The organism is Rhodococcus sp. WWJCD1, from assembly GCF_002258735.1.
Taxonomy (GTDB): Bacteria; Actinomycetota; Actinomycetes; order Mycobacteriales; family Mycobacteriaceae; genus Rhodococcoides.
Genome location: NZ_NOXY01000008.1, coordinates 37,976 through 53,218 on the forward strand (window position 1 = coordinate 37,976; position 15,243 = coordinate 53,218).

The 15,243-nt window shown below is 64.5% G+C and carries 17 protein-coding genes; 5 read left to right on the forward strand and 12 right to left on the reverse strand.

Features of this window, described 5'->3' with window-relative positions; translation table 11 throughout:
- Nucleotides 1-27: 27 nt before the first annotated feature.
- Nucleotides 28-2,319 carry a phosphoribosylformylglycinamidine synthase subunit PurL gene (gene purL / locus CH286_RS04325; RefSeq protein WP_094608453.1) on the reverse strand — a complete coding sequence of 764 codons (2,292 nt, stop codon included), beginning with the start codon at nt 2,317-2,319 and terminating at the stop codon, nt 28-30.
- Between the two features lie 103 nt (nt 2,320-2,422).
- Between purL and CH286_RS04330 the strand changes: the two genes are divergently transcribed.
- Nucleotides 2,423-3,187, forward strand: a complete 765-nt coding sequence (locus CH286_RS04330; protein ID WP_255182565.1) for a nucleoside phosphorylase — start codon at nt 2,423-2,425, stop codon at nt 3,185-3,187.
- Between the two features lie 142 nt (nt 3,188-3,329).
- On the opposite strand, the gene CH286_RS04335 is transcribed toward CH286_RS04330, so the two are convergent.
- Nucleotides 3,330-4,631, reverse strand: coding sequence for a M18 family aminopeptidase (locus tag CH286_RS04335; RefSeq protein WP_176458134.1), 1,302 nt, complete (start codon nt 4,629-4,631; stop codon nt 3,330-3,332).
- Between the two features lie 64 nt (nt 4,632-4,695).
- Between CH286_RS04335 and CH286_RS04340 the strand changes: the two genes are divergently transcribed.
- Nucleotides 4,696-5,586 carry a hypothetical protein gene (locus tag CH286_RS04340; RefSeq protein WP_094608454.1) on the forward strand — a complete coding sequence of 297 codons (891 nt, stop codon included), beginning with the start codon at nt 4,696-4,698 and terminating at the stop codon, nt 5,584-5,586.
- 91 nt (nt 5,587-5,677) lie between these two features.
- On the opposite strand, the gene CH286_RS27755 is transcribed toward CH286_RS04340, so the two are convergent.
- Genes CH286_RS27755 through purS form a run of 5 tightly spaced genes read right to left on the reverse strand, consistent with a single transcriptional unit; the run spans nt 5,678 to nt 7,488 of the window.
- Nucleotides 5,678-5,839 carry a hypothetical protein gene (locus CH286_RS27755; RefSeq protein ID WP_155292588.1) on the reverse strand — a complete coding sequence of 54 codons (162 nt, stop codon included), beginning with the start codon at nt 5,837-5,839 and terminating at the stop codon, nt 5,678-5,680.
- Nucleotides 5,836-6,168: a hypothetical protein gene (locus CH286_RS04345; protein ID WP_094608455.1), complete on the reverse strand. Its 333-nt coding sequence runs from the start codon at nt 6,166-6,168 to the stop codon at nt 5,836-5,838. The genes CH286_RS27755 and CH286_RS04345 overlap by 4 nt, the downstream gene beginning before the upstream one ends.
- Nucleotides 6,169-6,175: 7 nt before the next feature.
- On the reverse strand, nt 6,176-6,526 hold the full coding sequence (locus tag CH286_RS04350; RefSeq protein ID WP_032405765.1) for a VOC family protein: 351 nt from the start codon (nt 6,524-6,526) through the stop codon (nt 6,176-6,178).
- Between the two features lie 36 nt (nt 6,527-6,562).
- A complete protein-coding gene (purQ, locus tag CH286_RS04355) occupies nt 6,563-7,240 on the reverse strand; it encodes a phosphoribosylformylglycinamidine synthase subunit PurQ (RefSeq protein WP_032376368.1) in 678 nt (225 codons plus the stop codon).
- Nucleotides 7,237-7,488: a phosphoribosylformylglycinamidine synthase subunit PurS gene (purS, locus tag CH286_RS04360; protein ID WP_032376367.1), complete on the reverse strand. Its 252-nt coding sequence runs from the start codon at nt 7,486-7,488 to the stop codon at nt 7,237-7,239. Before purS ends, purQ begins: the two co-directional genes overlap by 4 nt.
- Before the next feature lie 100 nt (nt 7,489-7,588).
- Here purS and CH286_RS04365 point away from each other — a divergent pair, with 100 nt between their 5' ends.
- Nucleotides 7,589-8,227: an MBL fold metallo-hydrolase gene (locus CH286_RS04365; protein WP_032376366.1), complete on the forward strand. Its 639-nt coding sequence runs from the start codon at nt 7,589-7,591 to the stop codon at nt 8,225-8,227.
- Here the strand turns inward: CH286_RS04365 and CH286_RS04370 are convergent.
- From CH286_RS04370 to CH286_RS04390, 5 genes are all read right to left on the reverse strand, one after another.
- Complete coding sequence (locus CH286_RS04370) at nt 8,224-8,871, reverse strand: LppP/LprE family lipoprotein (protein WP_094608456.1); 648 nt, start codon at nt 8,869-8,871, stop codon at nt 8,224-8,226. The two genes, CH286_RS04365 and CH286_RS04370, sit on opposite strands and share 4 nt — an antisense overlap.
- Before the next feature lie 181 nt (nt 8,872-9,052).
- Nucleotides 9,053-9,856, reverse strand: a complete 804-nt coding sequence (thiM, locus tag CH286_RS04375) for a hydroxyethylthiazole kinase (RefSeq protein ID WP_176458135.1) — start codon at nt 9,854-9,856, stop codon at nt 9,053-9,055.
- A 178-nt stretch (nt 9,857-10,034) separates the two neighbouring features.
- Entirely contained in the window at nt 10,035-10,736 is a 702-nt protein-coding gene (locus tag CH286_RS04380) for a DUF2334 domain-containing protein (RefSeq protein ID WP_037154368.1), read from the reverse strand.
- 55 nt (nt 10,737-10,791) lie between these two features.
- On the reverse strand, nt 10,792-11,298 hold the full coding sequence (locus CH286_RS04385) for a glutathione peroxidase (RefSeq protein ID WP_032376363.1): 507 nt from the start codon (nt 11,296-11,298) through the stop codon (nt 10,792-10,794).
- Nucleotides 11,299-11,430: 132 nt separating this feature from the next.
- Entirely contained in the window at nt 11,431-12,831 is a 1,401-nt protein-coding gene (locus CH286_RS04390; RefSeq protein WP_094608457.1) for a cation:dicarboxylate symporter family transporter, read from the reverse strand.
- A gap of 234 nt (nt 12,832-13,065) precedes the next feature.
- Here CH286_RS04390 and CH286_RS04395 point away from each other — a divergent pair, with 234 nt between their 5' ends.
- Nucleotides 13,066-14,559: a sensor histidine kinase gene (locus CH286_RS04395; RefSeq protein WP_230592739.1), complete on the forward strand. Its 1,494-nt coding sequence runs from the start codon at nt 13,066-13,068 to the stop codon at nt 14,557-14,559.
- Nucleotides 14,556-15,230, forward strand: coding sequence for a response regulator (locus tag CH286_RS04400; RefSeq protein WP_032376361.1), 675 nt, complete (start codon nt 14,556-14,558; stop codon nt 15,228-15,230). Before CH286_RS04395 ends, CH286_RS04400 begins: the two co-directional genes overlap by 4 nt.
- Nucleotides 15,231-15,243: the final 13 nt, after the last annotated feature.

The following is a 15,243-nucleotide window of genomic DNA, read 5'->3' on the forward strand; positions in this document are numbered from 1 at the left end:
CGACCGATGTCTGTCCCCCCACCTCGGTCAGCCGAAAAGTCTGGGGAGAGTGCTCTCGAACGTCTCACGCAGCTCCGCCATCGGGACGGAGAACTGCCCCTGCACCTCGATGGAATCCGAACCCTCGTCGACGACGCCGATGCGCGTCCACGGCAGCCCGCGGGCGGTGCACATACCGGTGAAACGCGTCTCTTCCGTGCGCGGCACCGCGACCAGTACGCGACCCGAGGACTCCGAGAACAGCGTGACGAACGGATCGGCACCCTCGGGAACGATGATGCGGCAACCGGTTTCACCGGCCAGGGCCGCTTCCACCACTGCCTGCGCAAGACCACCCTCGGACAGGTCGTGTGCCGCCGAGACCAGGCCGTCGCGCGAGGACGACAGCAGAATGTCGGCCAACAACTGTTCGCGGGCCAGATCGACCTTGGGTGGAACGCCGCCGAGGTGATCGTGCTCGACCTGCGACCAGATGGATCCGTCGAACTCGTCGTGGGTCTCGCCCAGCAGGATCAGCGTCTCGCCGGGCTCGAGTCCGAGGCCGGTGGGGATGCGGCGATGCACGTCGTCGATCACGCCGAGCACACCGACGACGGGCGTCGGCAGGATCGGCTCGGCACCGGTCTGGTTGTAGAAGCTGACGTTGCCGCCGGTGACCGGGATGCCAAGGGTCACACAGCCGTCCGCCAGTCCGCGCACGGCCTGCTGGAACTGCCACATGACACCGGGATCCTCGGGCGAGCCGAAGTTCAGGCAGTTGGTGACGGCCTTGGGTGTCGCGCCGGTGACCGCGACGTTGCGGAACGCCTCGGCGAGTGCGAGCTGGGCACCCTGGTAGGGATCGAGTGCGGTGTAACGGCCAGACGCGTCGGTGGCCAAAGCGATTCCGCGCCCGGTGTTCTCGTCGATTCGGATCACGCCGGCATCGGCGTTCTCGGCGAGAACGGTGTTGCCGCGCACATAGCGGTCGTACTGCTCGGTGATGAATCGACGGCTGCACAACTGCGGCGAGCCGATCATTTTCAGCAGCGTCGCCCTCAGTTCGTCCCCGGTTTGCGGGCGCTGCAGCGACGCCGTGGTGTTCGCGACCAGATCGTCCTGGGTGTCCGGGCGCTGGACCGGGCGGTTGTACACCGGTCCTTCGTGCGCAACGGTCTTCGGCGGAACGTCGACGACGGTCTCGCCGTGCCAGGTGATCTGCAGATGCTCACGGTCGGTGACCTCACCGATGACGGTCGCCAGCACGTCCCACTTCTTGCAGACGGCCATGAACGCATCGACGTTGTCGGGCGTCACCACGGCGCACATGCGCTCCTGGGATTCGCTCGAGAGCACCTCGGCGGGCGTCATGCCGGTGGCGCGCATCGGCACCTTCTCCAGCTCGATGTGCATACCACCACTACCCGCCGAGGCGAGTTCCGAAGTGGCACAAGACAATCCGGCACCGCCGAGGTCCTGGATACCGACGACCAGCTTGTTCGAGTACAGCTCGAGGCAGGCTTCGATGAGCACCTTCTCGGTGAACGGGTCGCCCACCTGCACCGCGGGGAGCTTCTTGCGGCCCCCACCGGTCTCGTCACCGTCGAAGGTCTCCGACGCGAGGACGGACACGCCGCCGATCCCGTCGAGACCGGTTCGGGCACCGAACAGAATGATCTTGTTGCCCAGGCCCGACGCGAACGCCAGGTGCATGTCCTCGACGCGCATGACGCCGGCACACAGGGCGTTGAGCAGAGGGTTACCGGCGTACGAGGCGTCGAACACCGTCTCGCCACCGATGTTCGGCAGGCCGAGGGAGTTTCCGTAACCGCCGACGCCTGCGACGATGCCACTCAGAACGCGGCGCGTATCGGGTGCATCGGCAGCACCGAATCGCAGCTGGTCCATGACGGCGATCGGGCGCGCACCCATGGCCATGATGTCGCGGACGATGCCGCCGACGCCCGTCGCCGCACCCTGGTAGGGCTCGACGTACGAGGGGTGATTGTGGCTCTCTACCTTGAACGTGACGGCCCAGCCGTCGCCGACGTCGACGACGCCCGCGTTCTCACCGATGCCGGCGAGCATCGGCTTGCGCATCTCGTCGGTGGTGGTCTCGCCGAAGTACTTCAGGTGCACCTTGGAGGATTTGTACGAGCAGTGCTCGCTCCACATGACGGAGTACATCGCCAGTTCGGCGTCGGTGGGCCGACGGCCGAGGATTTCCTTGATGCGGACGTATTCGTCGTCCTTGAGTCCGAGTTCCTTGTACGGCTGCGCAACGTCGGGGGTGGCGACGGCGTTGGAGACAGTGTCTGTGGGTGCAGAGCTAGCGGACACGAGGAATAGGTCCCTTCGATGGAGCGAAATGCCAGGGCGAGTCTATAAGGTGCCACCGACATCTACGGCATCGGACGTATCGGCCTCGTGCGAACATCACCTGATGGACATCGCACTGACCGAGGACGATCTGGACGAAACGGGCGTCATCGACCCGTCGATGGTGGCCAAGGGAGTCGACGTACCTCCGAAAGCCGTCGTCTGTTTCTTCGCCGAGGTGATCGAGAGCATCTGCGCGAAAGGCGACGCCCGAGTGGTGTCGGTCATGCGCTCCGAGCACGGCGAACACCCCGTCTACGAAATCGAACGAGGTGGACAGAAGCTCGCCGTCTTCCATCCCGGAGTCGGCGCGCCACTGGCTGCGCTGTTCCTCGAAGAGGCCATCGCCATGGGCTGCACTCAGTTCGTAGCCGTCGGCGGTGCCGGAGCCCTGTCCGACGACCTGGGCATGGGACACGTGATGGTGGTCGACAGCGCTCTGCGTGACGAGGGAACCTCGTTCCACTACCTACCGCCCGGACGGGTGGTCGAGGCCGACCCGGCAGGTGTGGCCGTACTCCAGTCGGTGCTCACCGATGCCGGAATCGACTTCGTCACCGGGCGTTCCTGGACGACGGACGCGCTCTACCGCGAGACGCGTGGCCGAGTGTCGCGTCGCGTCGAGGAGGGCTGCCGGACGGTCGACATGGAGGCATCGGCCTTCTGCGCGGTGGCCCGATTCCGCGGAGTGCGATTCGCGCAACTGCTGTACGCGGGAGACTCCCTCGCCGCCGACTGGGATCACCGCGGCTGGACCAAGGCGACAACAGTGCGCGAACAGTTGTTCTGGCTCGCGGCGGATGCGTGCCTCCAACTCGATCCGCTCTAGCCGAGTCGTCGGGGTTCGGGTCGCTCGCTCACCCCCCCCGATCTCGCAAACGCGCGCGCGTTTGCCAGACGCGAGCGGAGCAGCCACCGAATCGGGCACGAATCCACGCGCACCTGACGAATGCGCGCGCGTTTGCGACCGGCTAAAGCGCAGGGGCGAGGAATGCCGCCAACGCGTCGGCGTATGCCTTCACGTCGTTGGCACCCATCAACTCTCGCGAAGAGTGCATGGCCAGCTGTGCTGCGCCGACGTCCACTGTCGACAGCCCGGTGCGCGACGCGGTGATGGGTCCGATAGTCGATCCACAGGGTAGATCGGCGCGATGCACGTAGCGCTGCAAGGGAACTCCGGCCTGATCGCAGGCGAGCGCGAAGGCACCTGCTCCGGCGGAGTCCGTTGCGTAGCGCAGGTTCTGGTTGACCTTCAGCACCGGTCCCCCGCCGAGCTCGATGCGATGCGCGGGCTCGTGCCGATCCGGGTAGTTCGGGTGCGTCGCGTGCGCCATATCGCCTGAGGCACAAATGGATCCGGCCATCGTGCGCAGGAATTCCTCACGCCCACCGCCGCGTCCGAGCACGATGCGCTCGAGCACGGTGTTCAGCAGATCCGAGAACGCACCGCGATCGGACATGCTGCCGACTTCCTCGTGGTCGAACAGTGCCAGCACCGGCGTCACATCGGTCGGATTCTCCACTGCAGCAAGCAAAGCCTGAGTTCCGGCGTAGCAGGTGCCCTGATTGTCCAGACGCGGCGCGCTGACCAGTTCCGACTCCACGCCCACGACGGCACTGGGCGCGAGGTCGTGTGTCATCAGCTCCCAGCCCAGTACCGAACGCGGGTCGACGCCTTCTCTCTCGGCGACGTAGGCGATGAAGGATTTCGGTGAATTACCCACGCCCCAAATGGCATTGACATGTCGCTGCGGGTCCAGGGTGACACCCTTTCGGTCCTCGGACAGGTGGATCGCCAGCTGCGGAACTCGCAGAATCGGCTCGTCCACCTTGACGAGCACTTCGCGCGCAGCGTTGCCGTCACGCACACTCAACCGGCCGGAGATGCCCAGATCGCGATCGAGCCAGGAGTTGAGCCAGGCACCGCCGTACGGTTCGAGGCCCACCATCTGCCAGCCTGCCGATTCGAGATCGGGATGCTGCTTCACGCGAAGGTTGGGGCTGTCGGTGTGTCCGCCGACGATGCGGAACGGGCCATCAGGAGTGGAGCCTGCGGAACGACTCGAATTACCGCGCTCGGTACTCCAGGCGACGAGAGAACCGCCGCGGATCAAGTAGTAGCGACCGGGTTCGGTCGGCCAGGCGTCGATCTCGTCGAGCCGAACGAAACCGGCCTCCTCGAGCTGCACCGACACCGTGTTGCAGACGTGGAACGGCGACGGCGAGACGTCGACGAAGTTGCAGAGACCGATTGCAGAAGCGTTGGACGGCATGGGAACCATTGTGGCAGCCGCCGCGTCGAACGCATCAAGAGCACACCAGACCGGGGGGATCTTCATGAAATTTCAGTCTTTGCCGAACTACGGTGCAGTTCACGCAACCACATTCGCAATCGTGCGGATGAAGACCATCGAGGTGTTCCGCAGGCGCGGGGTAGTGGTTCACCGCGTGGATTCGACAACACTGGCGACGGGATCAGGCGCGCACCTTCCGCTGGAGAACCTTTTCGCCCGCTGCTCGAAGGCAGGCAGATCGGCGTGGGACAGCATCATCGACAGCCATGTCGACGTCATGATCGAGATGATGCGCGAAGCCGACCCGACCTTCATCACCTCGTTGTCGGACAACGAGTTCCATGCGAGGTTGCGCGAGCGCGTCGTCGCACCGACCGCCCTCGAGACACTGGCCGAATACGATTACGCGGTTCCCCTGGTCGACGCACCCGGATCCCCGGTGCGTGTGCTGAATCTGTCGTCTCCCAATCGAGCGCTGACACTGGCCGATCGGCATCTCGTCGGCCGGGACCTGCAGGCCGCTTGGGCTGCCGGCCGACACAACACGGCTGCGATGCAGTTCGAGGACGCCCAGATCCTCAGCAGGGACGGCATCGACGTCCATGTGCTGAGCGGCGATTCGATCTACATCGCGTCGAAGGTCGCAGACATGCCCACGTTGATATCGACGCACCTCGGCGAGTGCCTGTACGGCCTTTTGTTCGCCGTCCCCAGCGCCTACGAACTGGCCGTTCACAGGCCGAGCGATGCCGATAGTGCACTCGGGGCAGTGGCAGCACTCGCCGAGCTGGCCGACATGTTCAGTCGTGACACACCGAGCCCACTGTCGCGCTCGGTGTTCTTCTGGCGAGACGGTGAGTATTGCGACGTATCGCACGGCCCAACGGGCGTTTTCGCTTCTACCTTGACGGAGTTGCGGGCGCGTGCGGCATGAATTCGTTCGACGGTCCGCACGCCTGGCATTCACGACGAACGCCCGCATTCCAGAGACGGAATGGTGGGCGCTCGTGTCCTGATAGGACGCGCTATTCGGGCGGCGGGGTGGTAGGTCGACCCGCTGCGGCGTCGCGGATCCACTGCGGCACATCACGTCCGCTGCGTTCACGGATTGCGATCGATGCGCGAGCAGCCGCCGCGGCGACCTCCGGTCGTCCGACCTTCATCTTGCGTTCGTCCGTGGTGGTCATCGCAGGTCCTCCAGCTCATCGCCTCGATTGTCAGTGTCCTCGTGTTCATCGGGTTGCGCCAGTGCATGCCGCAAGGCGCGATCCGCAAGGGCCACCAGGACATCCTGCTCCGTTCTGGTTATCAGTGGGGAGTCCGTAACCGCCCCGTAGATATCCCACCCCAGGGCAGCTTCGGCGTCGTCCGTGCTGACTGTGTGGTCGAGGCACCAGGTGATCCGCTGCCCTGCCTGCGCTCGTCTGTCGGCGACGGTGCGCTGACGAATGGTGAGAGCGACTCCGACGACGGCGAGCACACCGACGATCAGGGTCACCCACGTTTGGGCAGGCATTCGATGCTCAGTGCGACCCGGACACGCAGAACACGTTGCCGTCGGGGTCGCTCAGCGTCACCCAGCGAAAGTCGCCCATGGTGTGTTGCGCAACTTCACGTGCACCCGCCTCGACCAGACGCGCAACCTCACCGTCGAGATTCTCGGTGGTCATGTCGAGGTGGACACGATTCTTGCCGGGCGTCGGATCGTCGATCTTCTGAAAGGCCATTCGGTACGGCGCGGCGGCGAGTTCGACGACGTAGAACCAGCCGTCGTTCTCCTCCACGATCGTGCCGTCGACCTGCGTCGCCCACCAACGCGCGAGCGGCCCAGGATCGGTGGTGTCGAACGTGATCATGCCCAACGTCAGCGTCATGTCAGCACAATAACCGCGAGCACCGACAGGTTGGGGTCAGGCGTTGACGATCGTGTCCAGAGCCGAATAGAAGATGCCCAAGCCGTCGTCGCTCGGACCCGTCAGTGGCTCGGTTGCGTGTTCGGGATGCGGCATCAGACCGACGACTCGACCGTTGGCGGAGGAAATGCCGGCGATCCCCCGCTGCGATCCGTTCGGGTTGGTACCGCTGTAGCGGAACACGACGCGACCCTCACCCTCGAGCTCGTCGAGCACGTTCTGCGGTGCTTGGAATCGACCCTCGGCGTTCTTGACCGGGATCAGAATCTCGGCACCGGGCTCGTAGCGCGACGACCACGCGGTGTCGGTGTTCTCCACTGCCAGCCACTGATCGCGGCACACGAAGTGCAGCCCTTCGTTGCGGGTCAACGCACCGGGAAGCAGTCCCACCTCGCAGAGCACCTGAAAGCCGTTGCAGATACCGAGAACCGGCATACCGCCCTCGGCTGCTTTCACGACGGACTCCATCACGGGGGCGAATCTGGCAATTGCGCCGGCCCGCAGGTAGTCGCCGTAGGAGAATCCGCCGGGGACGACGATGGCGTCGACGTTCTTCAGATCGGCGTCGGCATGCCACAGGCTGACGGCTTCTCCGCCGGCCAGGGTGACTGCGCGGGAGGCGTCGACGTCGTCGAGGGTCCCGGGGAAGGTGATGACTCCGATACGGGCGCTCATGCGGCGGGCTCTACCGACACGCGAGTGACCGTCCAGTCTTCGATGACCGTATTGGCCAGCAGCGACTCTGCGATCTTCTCCAGCTCGGCGTCGTCGACGGAGTCGTCGACCTCGAGCTCGAAACGCTTGCCCTGTCGCACGTCGGATACACCGGAGATACCCAGACGGCCCAGCGCGCCCGCGATCGCTTGACCCTGCGGATCGAGAATCTCGGCCTTGGGCATGACATCGACAACGACTCGGGCCACGAAAGCGCTCCTTGAAATACGTACAGCAAGACTGTTACCGGCAGGTGGGAGTCTACGCAGCCCTGGCGGGAGGCGCGAAACCGCGCTTACTGTGGAGTCCATGCGGCTGACACACTTCGGACATTCCTGCGTTCTCGTCGAACTCAACGGCACCACCGTGCTGTTCGATCCCGGCACGTTCTCCCACGGGTTCGAGGGCATCACCGGACTCGATGCCATCCTCGTCACCCATCAGCACCCGGATCACGTCGATCTGCAACGACTTCCGGCTCTGGTCGAGGCAAATCCGCGAGCGGCACTGCATGCCGATCCGATGACTGCGGGCCAATTGGGCGGCCAGTGGGCGGCGGCTCCCGCAGGCAAGGCCTTCGCGGTCGGAGGCATCACGGTCACCGGCGTCGGCGGAACCCACGCCGTCATCCATCCCGAACTGCCGGAGATCGACAACACCGGCTACCTGCTCGGCACTCCGGAGAACCCGGGCCAGCTGTTCCATCCCGGCGACTCGCTCTTCGTCCCCGAGCAGCAGGTCGACGTACTCGCGCTCCCCGCGGCCGCACCGTGGTCGAAGCTGTCCGAGACGGTCGAGTTCCTGCGTGCGGTGGCTCCGAAGATGGCGTTCCCCATTCATCAGGCAGTGATCGCCGACCAGGCGACCGGCGCGTACTACGGCCGCTTCAAGGACATGTCCGACGCCGAATTCCGCGAGCTTCCCAAGGAATCGTCCGTCTCGATCTAGCCGATGACCTCGGGCGGAAGGGTGCCGATCATCGTCACCTGCGTCCCGTCCCACTGGTACTCGATCGTCACCGGGCCGCCGGTAGGGTTCGCATTCGCGTCACCGGCGAGTGGCCAGCGGTAGTTCACTGTGATCGTGTCGGCGGACTGGGCCGCCACCGACGTGAACCCGTACGGCTCGAGCGTCGCGGTGCCGAGGTACTCGGCGTCGTGAAAGAAGAGCAGATGTGTCGGCGAGCTGACCGTCGCGCCGTACGGCAGGGCTTCGACCCAGGTGAACGACGCACACGGGTCGCCCATCCGCGTCGCGACCCACGGTGAATCGGCGAAGACCAGCGGCAGCGAGTTCACGGCTTCGGTCACCGAGCTGGACGACACGTCGAGGCAGGTCACAGGTGCGGTGGCGTCGGGAATGGAGTTGTTCTCGGGAAGCTCTTCGGTGTTCGAGTCGACCGGACCGTTGGGATCCGCATCCTCGCCCGCGGCTACCGGCTGGGTCGCATTGGGCTGGTCCTGTGGCTGTACGGGCTGGGGCTGGGCGTTCGAGGTGGGCGCACCGGTCGCCGTCGCTGCGACCAGTTCGTCCGAGTTGCCGCACGCGACGAGGCTGAGCGCAGTGATGGTGACGAGAAGAAGTCGTTTCATAAGACCACCTGGTTCGATTTGCGGGACGCCAGGTATGTCCGCGCGTAAACGTGTTGTGTTACATCACATTTCGATCAAGGGGCCGTTATCTTCACGGCGCAGGCGATTTTTGCTCCACTCGTCGTACGCTCCGCAGTGTGTTCGCGGATGTCGGCGCACAGTGGAGCAACCGTTGCACCCGTCAGTCGAGCCGAACCAGTTCCCGCAGTGCCGACTCGTCCACCGTGTCCAGGCCATCGAGGAACGCGGCAGCGAAGGATCCCGGCCGCGAGGTCGACTGCGCCGCTATCTCCGACGCCACCGCAACATGCGCGTGCGCGGCGACGGCACCGATCAGCGAATTCGGTGACACGGAGCAGTACGCCGCAGTCAGTGCACCCAACGCACACCCGGTAGCCGTAACCCGTTGCAGCAGTGCACTTCCGCCGCCGAGCTTCACCAAGGATCCTTGCCCGACGATGTGGTCGACTTCCCCCGAGGCCGCCACGATCTCGGCCCGATCCAGCAGTGATCGCGCCGCATCAACGGAATCCGCAACGCGCGCAGACGAATCCACCCCTCTCGATCCGCCGTCAGCGCCCGCCAGACCCATGACCTCGGACGCATTCGCGCGAATAACGCTGGGCCGGTTGGCAAGTAGCTCGACGGCAACCTGGGTACGCCACGGCAGACCGCCCGCCCCCACCGGGTCGAGAACCCATGGCTTGCCCGCTTCTCTCGCAGCGGCCGACGCCAGGCGAGAACTCTCCACCTGCGCCGCCGTCGGAGTTCCGAGATTGACCAGGACCGCGTCGGCGATCTCCGCGAAACCGGCCGCTTCCTCTGGGTTGTCCACCATCGCCGGAGCGGCACCCGCGGCCAACAGTGCATTCGCCACGAACTGAACCGAGACGGTGTTGGTCAGGCACTGCACCAGCGGATTGCGTTCACGCATGTGGCGATGTGCGGCAACGATGTCGTCGAGGTTCACGGTCGAGGCACTCATTGTTGCGAGTCTACGACCGCACCCACCCCGTTCGCGTCAATGGACCACTGCATACGTCTGAGCGTTGGAATGGAACATTCACGCCGCAACCCCGTGCGAGTGAATGGCACTGTGCATACGTCTGGGGCGTGCAAGGGTCCATTGACGCGGGGCGGGGCGGGGATCAGTCAGCGAGGAGCTACGCCACGCGGGCTTTGGTTCGCGGGATCCATTCGTACACGCCGGCCTCGGCTCCGTGGTGCAGGGAGAGGTCGATGGCATCGAGGATTGCCTGTCGCGGCCCCGGTCGACCGAGTTGTTTGGCACTGATCGCCAGGCGCACCACTCCCTCGCGGCGCGCGGTGCGGCCGGCCCCGAGTACCAGAGCTTTGAACCACCAGGGCTCGGCTTTGAATCCTTCACCGATTCCCCAGACTCGGGCACGGATGACGCCGTCCCGGTCGAGGTCGTGAATACCGTTCAGCGCAGCCAACATTCGGAAGCCTGCATCGGGCAGCGCTTCCACGGCTCCGGGTGAGGCGATCCAGCGCGGAGCGGCGAACACTCTGGTGCGCAGTCCGGTCTGTTCCATCACCCGGTCTGCGGCCATCAGTCGCAGTCGAGCTTCATGACGAGGCAGTGCGGCGAACTCGGAGCGTCGACGCTTCGTCGCGGCCTGGTCGTAGCCGTGCAGAACGATCGCGTCGCCGCCGTCGCGTCGGGCCCGCAACCACTCCTGGGTGGGCACGTCCGCAGCAAGTCGGTATTTGTCTTTCAATCGCGGTGCGACGAGCAGCGACAACGGGACGCCTCGTCCGTCGAGAATTCGTGCGAACTCGGCGGCGTGCTCGTAGGTGTCGTTCTTGATTCCGCTCACCGACACGATCAGGCGTCCAGACATGACTCGAGCCTCGCACACCAGCGTGAACGAGGCTCGAAGTCGATGCAGACATAAGCTAAACGGCGATCGTTTCCTTCGGCAGGATCTTGTCGATCGCGGCGAGCACCTCGGGAGCGTCCGGCTCGGTGCGCGGACGGAAGCGATCGGTGACGACGCCCTCGGGCGAGATCAGGAACTTCTCGAAGTTCCACTGAACGTCCCCGGCCTTACCTTCGGCGTCCTCGGTCTTGGTCAGTTCGGCGTACAACGGGTGCTGGTTGTCACCGTTGACGTCGACCTTCTCGGTCATTGCGAACGTGACGCCGTACGTGGTGGAGCAGAACGTCTCGATTTCTTCGGCGGTGCCGGGCTCCTGGCCACCGAACTGGTTGCAAGGCACTCCGACGACCGAGAGGCCACGGGCCGAGTATTCGTTGGCGAGCTTCTCGAGCTTTTCGTACTGCGGGGTCAGTCCACACTTGGAGGCGACATTGACCACGAGAACGGCCCTTCCGGCGTACTCGTCGAGCGAGGTGGGCGCACCACCCAGCGTGTTGATGCCGATGTTCTGAACTTCAGTCATCACCCGAACTTACCTGTGAGTACCGACAGAATGGAACCGACGTACAAAAGCAAGTACGACCCCGCTGGTGGCGGGGTCGTACTTGCGTTTTCCGAACCGGGCGACGGGGGGATGCGCGGCGCCCGGCAGGCCTTACGCCTTGGCGGCGTGCTTTTCGATGATGACCTGCTTGTCGGCAGGTCGCTCGTCCTCGGGGAGGTGATCGTCGACCATGGTCTCCTCGTCGAACGGCAGGTTGCCGTCGAGGACCGTGTTGACCCGATCCTTGTCGAGCGTCTTGGTCCAGGTGCCGATGAGCAGGGTGGCGACAGCGTTTCCGGAGAAGTTCGTGACTGCACGAGCCTCGGACATGAAGCGGTCGATTCCGACGATGATCGGCACTCCGTCGAGCAGCTGCGGAGCATGGCTTTCGAGACCGCCGGCCAGTGTGGCCAGGCCGGCTCCGGACACTCCGGCTGCACCCTTGGAAGCGATGATCATGAACAGCAGCAGCGAGAACTGCTCGGGGATCGACAGCGGCAGGTTCATGGCGTCGGCGATGAAGATCGAGGCCATCGTCAGGTAGATCGCGGTGCCGTCGAGGTTGAAGGAGTAGCCGGTGGGGACGACGATGCCGACGGTGGTGCGCTCGACGCCGACGTGTTCCATCTTGGCGATCAGACGCGGCAGGGCCGACTCGGAGGAGCTGGTGGCGACGATGAGCAGGTACTCACGGGCCAGGTACTTGACCAGCTTGAAGATCGAGAAGCCGGTGACGAAGCGCAGGATCAGTCCGAGGAAGAAGAAGACGAAGATGAAGCAGGTGATGTAGAAGGCGAGCATCAGGGTGCCGAGCTGCAGGACTGCGTCGAACCCGGTCTTGCCGACAACACCGGCGATGGCGCCGAAAGCACCGATCGGGGCGAGCCACAGGATCATGGTCAGGATGCGGAAGACGAGCTTCTGCACTGCGCCGATGCCCTTGAGGATGCCTTCACCGCTCTTGCCCATGGCCTGCAACGCGAAGCCGACAAGGATGGCGACGAACAGCGTCTGCAGCACCGAGCCTGCGGTGAGCGAGGACAGCAGCGATGTCGGAATGATTCCGGCGATGAAGTCCATCGTGCCGCCGGCCGCCTCGGCGGTCTTGACGAGGTCATCGGCTCCGCCGCTGGCCGGGATGTCCAGACCGTCACCGGGCTGGATCAGGTTGCCGACGACCATGCCGATACCGAGCGCGATGGTCGACATGCTGAGGAAGTACGCCAGCGCAAGGCCGCCGACCTTGCCGACGCTGGCTGCGGCACGGACCGAACCGATGCCGAGCACGATGGTGCAGAAGATGACCGGGCTGATCATCATCTTGATCAGGCTGACGAACAGCGTGCCGAGCACTGCCAGCTCGACACCGAAATCCTTCCACAGCAATCCGACGACGACTCCGGCGATCACGGCGATGATCACCGCGATGTAGAGCCAATGAGTCTTGTCGCGCTTCTTCTTGGGCTCGGTGGGCGGGTTGTCGAACCGCTCAGCATCGGTGCTGATACTCATGAGTGTTCCTTCTGGTTCAAGTGAAGCGCGAGTCGAACTGCGGACTTCGTAACTACTGGGAGTGGAGTGAGGTGCATCACCCCTGCTGAGAGATGATGTTGCTGCACGCAGTGACAGGAGTCACCTATACGTTCATTTCGTTCACACCGATCGTTCTTGCGCGAAAGGAATCCGTTGTCCACCAAACGTCCGCTGAGCGTCGCCGGCCAGGTGCTGGTGCTGCAGCTCGTAGTCATGGCGGTCGTCGTGTTCGCCGGCGGCATCCTGACGGTGCTCAACGAACGGTCCAACAGCGACGACGCGACCCGACGCGAAGTCACGGCGATCGCTGTGAGCATCGCCAACGAACCGTCGACGCCGCTGGCTATCGAGTCCGACGATCCGACGTCGCGTCTGCAACCGGAAACCGAGAAGATCAGGCAGGTGACGGGCGTCGACTTCATCGTCGTCATGGCCCCGGATCGCACTCGATTCACCCACACCACCGTCGACCTGATCGGCAAGCCCTTCAGCGGCAACATCGACCGTGCGCTGCAGGGCGAAACGTTCACCGAAACCTACGTCGGGTCCCTCGGCCCCTCGATCCGGTCGGTCACCCCGGTCACCGACTCCTCCGGCGACATCGTCGGCCTCGTCTCCGCCGGAGTCACTCGCCAGAAGATCAGCGACCAGTTCTTTCAGGGGCTACCGCTCATCATCGGGGTCGTGCTCGCCGCCTTCGTCGTCGCCGCTGTGGGATCGACATTGCTCAGCCGCCGGCTCCGGCGTCAGACACTGGGCATGGCCCCGGCTGAGCTGCGCACGATGTACGAACATCACGACGCCGTCCTGCACTCCATCGGTGAAGGTCTGTTGGTATTCGGCCGCGGCGACGAGGCCGAGTTGGTCAACGACGAGGCTCGACGCCTCCTCGACCTACCGGAGGGCCCGGTCTCGCTCGCGTCATTGCCGGAGTCGATGCAGCAGATGGACACCGGCATCGTGCGCGGTGAACTGCATCTGACGAAGGATCGTGTTCTCGTCGTCAATCAGGATCCGGTGATGTGGGAGGGCAGGCGACTGGGCAATGTGCTGACAATCCGCGATCAGACCGAATTACGTTCGCTGATGGGTGAACTCGACTCGGTGCGTAGTTTCGCCGAGTCGCTGCGTTCGCAGGCTCACGAATCGGCCAACAGGCTGCACACGGTCATCACGATGGTCGAACTCGGCCGACCCGAGGAAGCCGTGGAGTTCGCGACGGCCGATCTGGAGCTCTCGCAATCCCTCATCGACCGGCTGATGAACGCCGTCGGCGAGCCTGCGCTCGCGGCTCTGCTACTGGGCAAGGTCAGTCAAGCTGCCGAGCAGGGTGTGGAACTCACCATCACCGACGACACCGCGATGGAGGACGAAGGGGTATTGACGGCTCGCGAATTGGTCACGCTGGTAGGCAATCTGATAGACAATGCCATCGATGCCTCGAAAGAATCCGATCAGCCGTGGGTCGAAGTGACCGTCCGTGATGCCGACGGCGAACTCGTCGTCCGCGTGGCCGACAGCGGTCCCGGAATGCCACCGGAGACGTTGAAAGCGGCTCTGCGGCGCGGCTACTCGACCAAGTCCGGGTCACGCGGGCTGGGCCTGGCCCTGGTGACTCAGGTGATCGGTCGCCATCGCGGCACCCTGACATCCGAGGTGACGTACGGCTCTGTCATGATCGCCACCATCCCCGGATCTCCGTCGTGATCAAGGTACTGATCGTCGACGACGAACCGCTGATCGCCGAGGCTCACAAGACGTACGTCGAGCGCACCCCGGGCTTCGAGGTTGCGGGCGTCGCACACACCGGTGCTGCGGCCATGAGATTCGCCAGCACCGAGTCCGTCGATCTGGTGTTGCTCGACATCGGGCTGCCCGACGCGAGTGGCATCGACGTGGCCGCAGCCCTCGGCGGCCTGCGCCCGAGCCCCGACGTCATCGCCATCACCTCCGAGCGGGATCTGTCGGTGGTGCGTTCGGCCGTGGCGCACGGCATCGTGCTGTATCTGCTCAAGCCGTTCACGTTCGCTGCGTTTCGCGACAAGCTCGAGCGCTACCGTGAATTTCACGATGCGTTACCGGCCGGCGAGAACGCGTCCAGTCAGCGAGACATCGACCGTGCGATGGCGCATCTGCGGACGGCCGACGAACGCGTCTCAACCCCCAAAGGCATTGCCCCGCAGACGATGGACGGCATCACCGCCTCCGTCAAGGAATCGGCCGACGGACTCAACGCATCCGAGGCCGCGAAGGTCGTCGGAGTGTCCCGAGTGACGGCATGGCGATACCTCGAGCGTCTGGCCGACGACGGCCTGGTCACCCGGCACACCGAATACGGTAAAGCCGGGCGACCGCAGGTCCGCTACGTATGGCGTTAGAGCGGCTGCGCCG